Origin of the sequence: Chryseobacterium daecheongense (assembly GCF_003729955.1) — a bacterium.
Lineage (GTDB): Bacteria > Bacteroidota > Bacteroidia > Flavobacteriales > Weeksellaceae > Chryseobacterium > Chryseobacterium daecheongense.
In genome coordinates, this window is record NZ_RJTX01000004.1 from 551,870 (window position 1) to 566,510 (window position 14,641).

Genomic DNA, 14,641 nt, shown 5'->3' on the forward strand with positions numbered 1-14,641 from the left:
TCACTATTGATTTTAAAAATGAAAAATATCTTTAGCCTTATTGTAGGAGCTTTCGAAGTTTAATAAATTAAGCGTATGATCTATTTTCTCAACACTCATGAAATTGATCACCTGCTCTGTGGGCATATTTCCTACCAGATCGTCCTTCGCCATTGGGCATCCGCCGATTCCTTTGATGGCACTGTCAAATCTTCTGCAGCCTTTATCATAAGCTGCTTTTAATTTGGAATAAGAGTCTTCATAACGGTTATGAAAATGTCCGCCGAAATTGATCTCAGGATATTTTGAAGGTATTTTCTCGAAGAGAAGAGCGATGGTTTCCGGTGTGGCAACCCCTGTTGTATCAGAAAGCAAAATATTTTTAATGCCAATTTCCGAAAATCGCTGTGCCCAGAAATCTACATCTTCCCATTTCCACATTTCACCATAAGGGTTTCCGAAAGCCATTGAAAAGTAGATGTTCAGCTCTCTGTTCTCTCTTTTCGTTAATTCCAGCATTTTTATGATCTCATTGAATGCTTCTTCCTGACTTTTATTGGTATTTCTATGCTGAAATGTTTCGGAAATAGAAAAAGGAAATCCTAAAATGTCCACCGACTGATGAGCCAATGCTTTTTCCGCTCCTCTGTAATTTCCGATAATCGCAGAGACTTTAGTATTGGACAAAGATTTATCGATATTCTCAGCAACTTCTGCAGAATCAGCCATTTGAGGGATTGCTTTTGGAGAAACAAAACTTAAGCAGTCCAAAACATCAAAGCCAACTTCCATTAAAGAGTTGATGTAATCTATTTTTTTATTGGTTGGGATAAATTCCCCCCAACCTTGCATTGCGTCTCGAGGACATTCGGTAAGAAACATTTCTACTTTTTGATTTTCTCAAATATAATAAAACTAAACCATTCCATATAAGGCTCATACGAAGTTAATATTATTTTGATTTTCAAATATTTATCCATGATTCATAGTATCAATGATTAAATATCCAAAAGCCGATAATATATTCTGAGCACCAAAATCGTTACCTTTGTTAAAATTTATATTATCTAATGAGCACTATAGAATTCAACGCATTGTGGAAAGAAAAGTTACTGAACCGTTTTCTTAGTTACGTAAAAATCTATTCAACGAGTGATGCGGAAAGTGAAACAACACCTTCAACTCCTAGACAATGGGACATCGCCAAATATATTACTGAAGAATTAAAGACTATCGGTTTAGAAGATGTTTCAATTGATGATAACGGGTATATTATGGGATATGTTCCATCTAACCTGGAAAATGATGACAAACCCACTATTGGATTTATTTCTCATTATGATACGTCTCCTGATTTCAGTGGAGAAAATGTAAACCCACAGGTTTGGGAAAACTATGATGGAAGTGATCTGGTTTTGAACCAAACTACCGGATTCACTTTATCACCTTCGAAATTTGAAAGTTTAAAGAAATATATCGGCCAGACCTTAATCACGACAGACGGGAATACTCTTCTTGGCGCTGATGATAAAGCAGGTTGCGCTGAAATTGTAACAGCTGCTGAATATCTGATTGCTCATCCTGAGATCAAACACGGAAGAATTGCTGTTGGATTTACTCCTGATGAGGAAATCGGAAGAGGAGCACATAAGTTTGATGTTGCCAAATTTGGAGCTGAGTTTGCTTATACCATGGATGGCGGTGAAGTTGGAGAGTTAGAATATGAAAATTTTAATGCCGCAGGTGCAGTGGTGAAAATACACGGATTGAGTGTACATCCTGGTTACGCTTATGGAAAAATGGTGAATGCAGCTCTTTTAGCAGCTGAGTTTGCGCAAATGCTTCCTGCTAACGAAACACCCGCTACAACAAAAGGGTTTGATGGTTTTTATCATTTAATGGATATTACTGCTGATATTTCTGAAGCTAAACTTCAGTACATCATCCGTGACCACGATGCGGATAAATTTGAGGCAAGAAAGAAGTTCATGGAGGAAAAAATTGCTGAATTCAACCAAAAACATGGGGAAGGAACCGCTGAAATAGAAATTAAAGAGCAATACCGCAATATGAAACAGCAGTTTGAAGGGAAGATGCATATCATTGATCTAGCTTCAAAAGCGATGAAGGAAGCAGGAATTGAGCCAAAAATAAAAGCGATCCGAGGCGGAACAGATGGAGCCCAATTATCTTATATGGGATTACCTTGTCCGAATATTTTTGCGGGTGGAATCAACTTTCATGGTCCTTATGAGTATGTGGCGCTGGAGAGTATGGAGAAGGCGGTTGAGGTGATTGTGAATATTGTGAGAGGTTAAGATTGCTACAGATTTATATAAAAAAGCCACCGCTTAAAGCGGTGGCTTTTACAGATTATTTATCCATAAATTTCCATTTTGGATGTTGAATGAGTTTTTCAACCCAAATCCCATTATCAACAGTTTGAATTATCTGATTATCATTTTCCTTTTTATCAACATGTTTAATTTTCTTTAAACATCCAGATATTAAAACTTTTCTTCCAATGTTCTTTCCCCAGTCATGCAATCCTTCAACATAGTAAATTTCATTGTTTTCAGTCTCTACGACAGCTCCCTGTTTTACATTTCCTGTAATTCCTTTTATGGTAACCTTATCACATTTTTGACAAAAGTTAAGATTCATAACTAATATACTTAAGATTATTATCCATTTAAAACTGTTAAACTTCATAATATTAATATTTATGGTTTTACCTTTTTGTTTGTTGAAGGAGAGCTACCGCTGGAAGGCACATTTACTGTAGTTACTGCAGGAATAAATACTTGCCTATTAAAATCAAGCAAAGGTCTTGAATAATATTGTAAATCACTCTCATATACATTCATTGGTTTGCCTCCATTGCATCCTTCGCAATGATTTGCGTGCCACCAAACATTAGATTTTTTATCATACATTCCAAAATCAAAATTTGTAAATCCCGGCCTTGCTACGTATTTATAATTTGTCAAATCAATTCTTCCATATTGATCTGGCTGAAATTCAGTTGAATTCCCTGACCAAAATCTCATAGAAAAAATAACAACATGTGATCCTTTCGGATACTTTGATGGATTTTTCTTTATATCTGCCTCCCTTAATTTCGCTGCTTCCTGAGCTCTTTTAAAACTAGAGTACGCTGGTCCTCTTTGAGGTACATTTCCTGGAAATGTTAACTTTCCAGTTATTCCAACATTTAAAGCTGTTATCCCAATACATCCGGCTCTAAGTGTTATTTTTTCATCAGCTGTCATACGTCTGCTGTTTGACTTTTCCCACATCTTTATATAACTATTCATTGTATAAGTCCTATGGATCTGATTATTATTGTTGTTACTATTATTTGACTGCTTACCATTAGGATCAACAAAAATAACAGGGTTTTGATATGTATAAATATAAGGATTATTATTCCCGGAGTTATAAATACCTTCATTATGATCACCATCTATATAATGTTCGTCATTATACATAGGATTATAATCTGCCAAAGGGTCTACACTAAGCCAAAGAGAGACTCTAGGATTGTAATATCTTGCTCCATAATAATAGTATCCCGTTTCCGCATCAAGTTCCTTACCATTAAATTTATATGGGCTATAATTACTATTTCTATGATTTTCAACAAAAACTTCTCCACTTGGGAAATATTCTATATTTTGAGTAACTTCTCCATCTATTCCTGTGATATAGTTGCTAGATCCCAAGTGATCCGGATGGAACCAATAAATTTGCTCTTCTTTCGGTCCTGTATAATTGTTAACACAACTTCCGTTATACCCTGCATTCTGTCCGTAATTAGGAGGTGGTGTAATACTGTTTACCTGCATTACATTCAAGCTGCTTTGGGTAGCTGTTTGCAGAATAGCATTAGATACATTCACCGGATTTATTGGTGGGGTTGTTCCTCCCAATGGAATAATCAACCAATTGCAGTCAAACATTCCGATATTCTGGCTTGTTCCGATTTTACTTACTATTCTTTGACTTCCTGCATAATAATGTTTGGTGTAACGGGGTTGCGTAACGGTTCCGTTATCATCATATGAAAAATTTAATGTTAATAATCCATTAGGATATAATCCTGTATTGTGAGTAGTTCCGAAATATTGTGGCGGCGGAGGACCTGTAAGAGACGGATCAGCTACCATTCTAGCCAAAATTCCGGATTGTAACACATCTTTTATAATTCTTTCTCCTCCTGCGTCATACGTATAGATCGCTGCTCCATCAACTTCAGGAGTAGAAGGGTTGGTATCTACAAAACGTAAGCGGTTTTCCTCATCCCATTGATACACTGTTTTTTGTTCATCAAATCCACAGGTTTCCTGTATTATTCCCAAAGGATTTCCTTTCTGGTCATAGGAATATTGCTGGAACTTTACCCCTGGATCATTTGGGTTACAACATGTAGAGGAAGGCACTAAATTAGGCTCATCAATAATAGTAGACGGAGCATGAGGATGTGCAGCATCTTCATATTTATAGTTCAATCTATAAGAGGTTGGCTCCAGAGCTATCCAGTTATTATTAGTTGCTCCGGTAGTCCATTCATGCTTTTGTGTTTTACTCATGATATTGTGCATATTATCATAAGTCATAGTATATGTATAACGGTGGCGTTCTTCCTGTGCCTGAGTATTGATCCCTCTCCAGTTTCCTGACGCAGAAGTAAGTCGATAAAGGTCATCATATCCAAAGGCATAGTTCGTTCCGCCTCCTAATAATCCGTTAACAACCGGTGCATTATTATGGATCTGCATTACATTAGAGATTACATCATACTGATAGGTATTCTGCATAAAGTATCTGTTGCTATTTTTTGCATACATTTTAAGCAGTCTTCTGCGGTTGGTTTCATACTCGTAAGTGGTTTCCGTTCCATTTCCGTTAGCTAAGTATACTTTTTGCTCGAATTTATCATACCCTATTCCATTGATCATTTTATAATGATTTCCGTCCTTATCGGAAGAAACATTATTTAAATTACCCGCTCGATTATATTTGTAATTAACAACTTCTCCATCCGGATAGGTAATAGATTTCACACGGTTCCATGTGTCATATTGCCATTCGGTTCCGAACCAATATACTCCGGCTCCCGGAACAGCGACTGATCTTCTTTGATACGTCATCTCCCCTAATCTGCCATATTTTAGATATTGGGTTCCGGTAGCATCCGTCTGATACCATAATCTTCCTACCGAATTATTATCCATTGCTGAAGCATCTAGTGCATTTCCGTAATAATATTTCACATTATTCTCAGGATATACCGGATAGTTAACAGCCTTCAATCTCGTATAATCATATTCATACTGAACTTCTTCGTTGGCCGAATTGGTTTTAGACAGCATATTACTTGCTGTGTCATACTTATACGTGGTAATTCCGCTATCAGGATGGATATAAGAAACCCTTCTCCCTAAATCATCATAAACAGATGTGGTAATATTATTCTGAACATCTTTTACCTGAAGAATTTCTCCAATGGCATCATGAGTAAATTGGGTTTTAATATCTCCGGTATTGGAAACCTCGTATACAGAAGTTGTTCTTCCTTTAATATCCGTATAGGTCTTCTTAATACTTCCCAGTTCATCTTTGAAGATCGTTTCAAACATATTTCTTCCCTGAACATCTGTTCCGAAACCATAAGTAACTGTTGAGAATAAGTTTTCTCCAGGCAGTTTTGTATAGACTACTCTGTCTAATATGTCATATTGATTTGTAGTAGGCTCAATACTATCCACTGAGGCGTTATATTGAGTATTGCTTGATCCTATACTTTCAGTCGTCGGATAATATGTTTTTAAAGCTCTGCCAAATGCATCCTGTTCCACCTTCCCGGCAACAATATATTTCACTCCTTCATTATGGATATCTCCTGTTTTCTTTACTTGAATAGCTTCTCCGTTTCCATCTGCAATAGTAATCGTATTAATTGTACTGTCGGTATATTCCGGATCATAGTGCTTCGTCAGTGCATAAGATTGTGCATTGGAAGCATTCTGTGGAGCATTAGTAATTGGGTTATACTCAAATTTTATTGTCCAAGGAATATTGTTAAACATTTCATATGGACCTACGATTTCTGTTGTTCTGGCTTTCGCATCATATACAAACTTCATCGGTTGAAGATTCATATCTTCTGTAAGTGTTGGCAGTCCAAAACGGAAATCATATTGAGTTTTACTGCTATATCCAAATGCATCCTGAACTTTTACCGGATATGTTTTTACATTATCATCATAGGTATACTGATGGAAGAATCTTTGGTTGTTATAGTTTACTGGACCTGTCGATTTAGTAATATTACCATAAATATCGTATTCAAAATCATAGACAGAATAATCAACTCCTGATCTTCGGATAATCATTTTCGTCAGGTCACCATTCGTATTATATTCTGCTCTTTTCTCCCTGGTAACACCTTGTGCCGTATTCTTCACAGAGGTTGGCACGATGATGTAAGCAGACGGATTTACTAAAGTATATCCTATAGTGCTGGTTAGCACATCAGAAGCACCAATTTCTGCATCCCCTGTTTCTTCTACCTCTATTGTATTCCCCCACTGATCAAACATTTTAAAGTTTGTGTAGGTATACTTTGATCCTGTATCTCCTTCATTTAAGAAAGAACCAATATTTAATAACGCCACAAAACAAGCATAGTTCTGATATGTTTTTTCGTCTTCTTCATATTTAAGAACAAAATCAGTATTGGTGTCTTTTATATGCTTCAAACGATAATTATTAGCTTTTATAGTCCAACTTTTATTGTTTGCGTCAAAAAGCGTTTCCGAAATCATTAATCCTTTCAAATAATAATTATTATTATGGAACCTTTGTCTTGTCTTTCTATAAATTACATTTGAAGTAGCTCCTCCCTGCTTAGTATCAATCTGGTTGACCATTACTTGTCTGAAACCATAGAAAGTTCTTTCCCTACGGCTGTAATAAGGCTCTTCATAATCCACAGTGACTTTAGAAACATCCGGTCCAAATGCACTGTCTCCGGTAAACCCATCATTAGTAATTACACTTTTCAAAACATATTTGCTTTGAGGCATATTGTAAGTATTTCCTAATCTTTCATAGCCAATTTCCCAAGAACCACCCATTGGTGTTGTTACTTTTTTAAGAAGATTGGTGGTTCCAATAGTAGAATATTTTACAAGAGCTGTATTGTTAATGAAATTTCCATTTCCATCAACCTGTGATCTCAATAAGTCCGGATATCCATCTCCATTTAAATCTGTTATTTGCTGTTGTACATTACTGTCTCCTTCTCCGAAGCTTGCACTCGGATTTATGGAAATTTTAAATGAATTTCCAGTAGTACCAATCGGGATAAGTATAGAAGCTGTGAATCCAATATTAAAATTATATCCTCTGGAAACATCTTGCTGAATAGCTGAAGACGCATTCCACGGTATTGAAACAAATCTGTTCCCTGTATTTAACTGTACATTTAGGTTCCCCCCGGAAACGCTAACTAAATCTGCTAATCCATCATTATTTATATCTACCAACGATGTTTTCTGATCACTAAGTGTTTCAGATTTTCCAGCCCCAAAAGAGATACTAGCATTAAACATACTGATTCCTTTAGGTAAGCCACTTGTTACAGTTCCTCCAATAGATGCTCCTATCCCAAGATTAGAAGAGTTTGTTTCTCCATTTCTAAAGTTTCCATATGAAAGATTTTCCGGAGCAGCATAAGAATATCCTAAATTGAGTCTTACCTGACCACTTTCAGCAACCATGTCTAATAAACCATCTCCATTAATATCTATATAACTATAGTTTGAATTATCATTTCCATTAGATGAACCCGCAGAAAAGTTAATTCCTGCTTCAGCTGCCTGTTGTGCTTTTTTATTACTTTCTTCGTTAGATTTCCCTGATAACGGATAATTTTGTCCCATTCCGAACCCTGAATTAGAATGGTCTGTTCTATGTGAGTTGTCATTAGCTCCTGCTAATGTATTTCCGGAAAGCATCCCTATCATATTGGTGAATTGGATCATATTCCCATTCAATACATCTGGGTAGCCATCTCCATTCATATCAAAGTAATCTAATGTATTAATTGTTTTACCTGTAGATGTTGTATTGTTTAGGGAAAACGGCCCTGCTCCTCCTGATAAACCAGCATTGTTATTTGTTGTTTTTGATTGTTTAACAGGGGCATTAAAAATTCCGGGTGTATTTGTTGATGCTCCTTGTGAAAGAACACCCATATCGTTCATTCCCATACGAGAGGTAGAAACATCCAGATTTTGTACATAGGTTGTTTTACTGATTCCAATAAATCTTTGAATATAATCAGGATTTATCTGCATATTAAGATCTTTGCCGCTGTAGGCATTCATCATAATAAATATCCTTTCATTCAAAGGAGTAGAATCATTCGGATCATTTGGAGGAAGCAGTTTACTTGGCTCTATTGCCTGACTTCCATAATCGACTAACTGGCTCTGTAGCTGGCTACACGTGTTTGGTAAAGTTCCATATCCACCATGATATATAAACTGTCCCCAGTTTCTGTACATTGCCCCAAACCTTCCATCATCTTGTGAAAGATTGGATGTAGATCCTGTTTGATATATTTTATCTGTGTCTTTGCCATAAACATTTATATCATGAGTTGCAAATACAGTTGGGGCAGAAGTGTTGAAATACACGGGCTCACGGAGTTCAACCTGTATATTAGACGTATTGGTATCTAAACCCTCGTCAGAAGCAAGATCAGAGTAGCACTCTACATAATACTCATATCCCTGTTGGATAGACTGATAAATGGAAAGCTGCTGAATAGAGCTTACACTACCAGTCCAGTTTATTGTCGTTATCTGAGGAATAGCGAAGTTTCCTGTTCCTATCGGCCTTGTCCTTACAATAAAAGTATATTTGCCCACCGGTTTACCTGCCAGTTTTGCATATAATCCATAATTACTAAGGTTAGCAGGCGCAGAAAAGTGAGATTTAAAGGTCGATGGGGTATTTGTTTTAAGATTAAAGAATTGAAAATCAGGAATTACCGGAATCTCAATATTATCTCCGTTATAGTTTATCGTTAGTTTTAAATTATTAAAGCTTAGATTCTCCCATTTTTCATTTACATCAGATTTTACCTGATAATATAAAATATCTCCTTCTGCCAAAGCTCCTGTGTTAAAGGAAATAGAATTATTTCCAGCACTATCATATGCAAATGACTGATTCGCTATAAGTGTTACAGTGCCATTTGTCTGTTTTCTTAGAACATTAATATTAATATCTCGTACAGTTATCGGTTTAACGAATGTTCCTGTAATTGTCCCCGAACTCACCCCTACTGGCACTCCCGTTCCATTTTTACTGCTTACCAGACTGATATTATTAAATTGGCGCAGTGGCGTTTCTGATGAATCATTATATAAATGATATATATTGGCTAACGGAGCATATATATATTCAATATTTATCGGCAGCTCAACTGCATCTTCTGTTCCATTATCTATTGAATTTATCCTGAAATAAAAATAATCTCCTTGCTTTACCTCCACTGATGGCTGATCAACCATATAAGTACTGTTTGTAGCATTTAGCACCGTAAAAGGAACTAAAAAAGTGGAAGTATTCGTTTGAGGTTTATAATATTGCAAACTTATTTTTACCCCATCAGGACTTGCAGGATTTTTCAGTTTAATAAGACCTGAAATTTTAATATATCCATCATAAGGAGCTTTCCATACTTTAACAACGTCGTGAAGCGGTGAATTTTTATAATCTTCAAACAGATCGTTACAATCTGTACTTGGAGAACTTATAGCCGCTCCTTTAGTGATAGGGTTTGGTGTGAGTGACACATCCGTTGTGTATTTTAGAACACCATTGTCTACTCTTCCAAAATATATTTGTCCATTATTAACGATATCCTGTATGCCATCACTATTGGCATCTATAAAATAATTATAGGTGAAATCTTTTGTTTTCGAAGTTCCAAACGAAGCTGATGCAGTAAACAAATCTCCGGCCGTCGCCTGAAACCCAAAAGCATTCGTATAGCTTTTCGAGTAGGAAAAAGATTTTGAATTTTCGGGAGTTAATAAACTGCTTCCAAAGGGATTGGTATCTTGTCCTTTTTTCCTGTATTTAAAAACTGTATCCGGAGAACTCCAGTCATTTTTTAAGATTTTATCTGGAAGACCATCTCCATCAACATCTGTCATGGAAAGTCTTCCCCCTCCTTCACCATCGGTATATTGATAATCTCCACCCAGAGTTGCACTTTTGATCAAAGGATTGTATCCTTTCGTATCCCCAGCCAAAGCAATCCCGAATGTCAAAGCTCCCCCTACAGTAGTGTTTTTAGAATCTCCATGCCCTAATAAAGATGAACTTTTTATTTCAGCATCATTAGCAACTGCATCAATTGTTGTTTCTGGCGTATATTGAGATGTTTCTATATTATTAAAATATTCTATTTTATTGGTATAGAAAACATTATCATTGGCATCTTTTTCAGTAATGCTTTCTAAAAGAGATTTAGAAAAGGCTCCTTTTTTATATTGGAATTCATAGCTTCTTACTTTCGCTCCATCATACAAGACTTGAACATTTCCTAATCTTTTTGAAGTTACCTGTACAAATCCAAGTCTTGCGTTTACCTGCACATCTTCTCTTTGATTAGCATCATATCCAAAATTAACTACATACTTTTTTAAAAAAGGATTAGCATCATTAAGAGTATACTCTATTTTACTGACATACATTTCTTTTCCTCCATTCCCAATAGCACCTGAAGAACTGTATACAGGCTTATCATATTCATATTTTACATAATTTCCATTAGCATCTACAGTTTTATACAAAGCCCAATATCCAATATTTCCGTTAGGATCTTTAAGAACAGCATTATCTTTTACGCCCGTTTCATCCCCTCCAAAATAAGAGGTAGTTCCATCTTTTGAAGTTATCACCCACACATAATTCGTAGGGCTCGTTCCTTTTCTTATAATCCTGTTATAAGCACCTTCAATTCTAGGATAAAATTGTCTGTCTGCCTGTCTTGCTTTTTCAAAGCCTTCGTTTCTGTTTGGCATTACGAAAACTCCCGGGCTTACTTCAAATGTCAGTTGTTCGCCACCTAAAGAATAAATTTCAGTTTCCGTTCCGCCATCATATCTTGGAACTCCCCATCTGGTATCAATGGAAACTGCTGGTATCGACATATCCCATCCCATTCCCATCCAGCCATTTCCACCTTCACTACTGTAGCTTACATTTAATGATGGCTGCATTCCGGCTCTTCCAGCAGGAAGTTTAATAGGAAAATTGGTTGTCACATTTCCCATACTGTTCGGAGTAGGAGGAGCAATACTTACAATTCCTTCGGAAGGATTCGCTGCTTTTATATCTTTAATGGAATTGGGAGCGTAGCTACCCGTTTCCGGAGATTCAGGAACTTTCAGAATCCCATTTACCATATCGGTAAAATGTGTGGTTTTTGAAACTAAAGCACTTTGCTGATGATTCAAAGTATCTTTTTCCAAAGCAATCCATTTTTTTTGCTGCTTGTCAAAATAATAGGTTCTGATATCCTGTTCAGTATACCCGGTTGGGATCTTACTTTTATCATATCCTATGGTCACTTTTGCCGGAGCCGAGAAATGTTCACCATGTGGAAGGAAGCGATATCCTGCATTTTGTGAGGTTACGTTCACCATTTCCGGAGACAAAACAGGCATATCTATATCTCTAAGGGCAGTAATAGAAAAGTTTTCCGAACTTTTCAATGCTCCTTGAGGAATGGCAAGTTCAGCCGAACCCAGGCTCATTTTTTCTGCCCCTCCTATATTAGCTACAAATTTTGAAACAGTAGCAGCATTATGCTTTTCATTTATACTTCCCAGATTTTGCTTTTTTTCAGAAACACCTATTTGAAGATTTCTTATTCTATAGCTGTATTTCGATAGATGAGGTATCGTAAAGATAATGGTGTTAATTCCCTGATGAACAGAACTCCCCGAAATCGGTTCAGATTGATGAATCCATCCTTCATTCTTTTGAAGATTATTTCCTCCTACTGCCAGTTCATCATTGATTACTTTGCTTATTTCTTTATAACTTCCTGCTCCATATAAATCATATTCTAGTGTATATTGGTAAGCTGAACTGATTTTTTCATCGAGCGAAATGGTAAAGATATTATCATATACCTGGTCTATCGGATGATCTGTATCTGTTCCGATAATCCCTTCTTTTATATCTGAAAGGTAATATCTTGTCTTGCCATATACTCCTGGATTGACAACATTATCTTTATATAATGTAGTAACCGTAGGAGCTATTGTATTAGTTTGAATGTTATTCTCCCCTTCCGTCTTTCTCCTTGGATCAGAGATTTCGGGTATATTTTTATCTTTTTCAGGCCCTTTATCAATATTTCCACCTGAAAATGATGAAACTTCCATAATAGGCGTTACATTTTCACCCTTATTCAAGAAGAGTGAATTCGCATGGGCGTGTAATTGAGACCAGCAGGTAAAAAATATAATTGAATTAAGCAGTTTTGTGTTTTGTCTTACAACACTTAATAGTGGCTTTCTCATTATTTATGGTGTTTTTTGAAAACACCCAAGATCTCCTGAAAAGCTTCAGGAAATCTCAGATGGTTATTTAGCTTGTTACGATCAGTTTGAAAACTTTGATTTCAGATGAAGTTTTTACGATAATCAGATATACTCCTTCTGTTGGTAAAGTATCCTGGATTTCGTAGTAATCTTTGCCTTTATCCTGAATGGTTTTTACCAATCTTCCGGAAGCATCATGTATTTTGATATCAATGTTTTCTTTTTTATCTGAAATAATTCTAATGGTAAACGGCTGTCCTTTCGGTACCGGGTTAGGGTAAATCACAATACCATTTTCTTTTTTTCTCGTCACTTTCACCGTATCGGTTTTAGTACAGTTATCCGAAGTGGTCACCGTTACAGTATACTCTCCCGGTTCATACACAGATATCGACGGAGAATTACTTGTAAAGCCGTTATCAGAAGTCCATGAATAAGTTGCATTTGGGTCTGTAATTTGTGAAGCCGCATTAAATTGTGCTGGATTTCCTGAAGAGATGGCCACATCTGGACCTAGATCTAAGTTGATCGAGTTGAAATCATTAACCGTAAAGTCATACGATGTCACATTATTATCCGCATCTGTGATATTCAGATGATAGTTTCCTACCGCTAAGTTTGGGAAAGATAGTTGCGAAGTTTGTACCGTAATATTCTGTGATGTCCCATTTCCGGAAAGCGCTACATTAAACGGAGCTTTTCCTCCTTTGATATTTAAATTAAGTGTCCCTTTTAAAATGGTACATGTAGGCTGGATCAAGTCATACATTGAAAGGATTTTGTCTCCTAAAGCAAATGAAAACACATCGGTTCCGGAAAGGTCCTGGTCAAAAATTACATCTTTGAAATATACATTCTGCTGCCCGTCTACATGATCCATGGGATAAGCTTCCATATTGGCAGAACTAAAATTTCCATGTCCGGTTTTATCCACTAAAAGCCACAGTTTTTTATCTGTAGGAATTTGTGTGATAATATTTTTAATTGAAAACACCACTTCTGTAGGAATGGTCTGAGATGTTTCAGAAGTATATCTTATTTTCCATTTCCTTTTCAAAAGCTTATACCCGAAAGTGATATTATCTAATTCCAACGGTTTTTTATTGTCCCCCCAAATTAAAAAGCTCTGATCCGGGAACTGCGCATCATTGGATCTGTTATCCACAGCTAATTTTTTGGCTGCAATGATTAATCTTTTTTCTTCTGATGAACTGGTGGCCTGCTTTTGATATAAGCCCGAAAATCCGTCTCTGGCTATTCCTGTAACTCTTGCCGGATAATCCGTAAAGTCTTCCTGTTTCCAGATTTTTTTATTTTTAGAGCTTAAGTATACGGTGTAAGGCATTGTAATGGCATATTTAACAGCCATATAAGTGTTCACCCTATTTCTTTCATTCTGGGTAAGTACTTTTTTATACACAAAAAATTCTGGAAGCTTTCCTTTAAAATTTTGCCATTGGTGGCTTCCCGCATCTTTTCCAACATACATAGATGAAAGCCCCGTGTTTCCAATCACCTTGGTAATCTTAGTAGAAGGTATTCCGAATTTAGAGTATAGGCTAAATGAAGCCAGCGTATCAATGGTGGAAGTATTGATATAATTGATTTGCTCATTATTATATCTGAACACATTTTTCGTCCCGTAAAACAACTCTTTTTCATCAGTATTATCCGTTGTAAACAATGCTGTTTCAGCATTGGCCGTTTTATTTTGATAAGCCGTGTAAAAATTAATTTTATCCGCCGTTTCTATTACAAAAGGAAATTTTAGGTAATCATCGTTTCCGTCAAAATCCAAACATTCATTGTAATTAAGCAATGAATAATTGGGTTTGTTAGCACTGGCTAAAGCTTGTATCTGGTGTTGGTTTCCACTATAATCCTGATACATCAAAGCAGGGGTCTGAAGAGAATTGGTTTTATACCACACACTTACTCCGTTTACTCCTCCGGGCGATTGTGCCTCCAGCATGGAAATGAGGAAAACTCCCAGTACACTTATTATCTTTTTCATGTGATTC

The 14,641-nt window shown here is 36.3% G+C and carries 5 protein-coding genes; 1 reads left to right on the forward strand and 4 read right to left on the reverse strand.

Features of this window, described 5'->3' with window-relative positions; genetic code table 11:
- Window positions 1-12: 12 nt before the first annotated feature.
- Window positions 13-861: a hydroxymethylglutaryl-CoA lyase gene (locus EGI05_RS15835; RefSeq protein WP_123263997.1), complete on the reverse strand. Its 849-nt coding sequence runs from the start codon at window positions 859-861 to the stop codon at window positions 13-15.
- Between the two features lie 188 nt (window positions 862-1,049).
- Between EGI05_RS15835 and pepT the strand changes: the two genes are divergently transcribed.
- Window positions 1,050-2,297, forward strand: a complete 1,248-nt coding sequence (gene pepT, locus EGI05_RS15840) for a peptidase T (protein WP_123263998.1) — start codon at window positions 1,050-1,052, stop codon at window positions 2,295-2,297.
- Window positions 2,298-2,352: 55 nt separating this feature from the next.
- On the opposite strand, the gene EGI05_RS15845 is transcribed toward pepT, so the two are convergent.
- The 3 genes from EGI05_RS15845 to EGI05_RS15855 form a co-directional block, all read right to left on the reverse strand.
- Window positions 2,353-2,691, reverse strand: coding sequence for a hypothetical protein (locus EGI05_RS15845; protein WP_134197455.1), 339 nt, complete (start codon window positions 2,689-2,691; stop codon window positions 2,353-2,355).
- Window positions 2,692-2,702: 11 nt separating this feature from the next.
- The gene (locus EGI05_RS15850) at window positions 2,703-12,599 is read right to left on the reverse strand and encodes a SpvB/TcaC N-terminal domain-containing protein (RefSeq protein ID WP_123264000.1); all 9,897 of its coding nucleotides are present in this window, start codon (window positions 12,597-12,599) and stop codon (window positions 2,703-2,705) included.
- Between the two features lie 67 nt (window positions 12,600-12,666).
- Window positions 12,667-14,634: a T9SS type A sorting domain-containing protein gene (locus tag EGI05_RS15855; protein ID WP_123264001.1), complete on the reverse strand. Its 1,968-nt coding sequence runs from the start codon at window positions 14,632-14,634 to the stop codon at window positions 12,667-12,669.
- Window positions 14,635-14,641 lie beyond the last annotated feature (7 nt).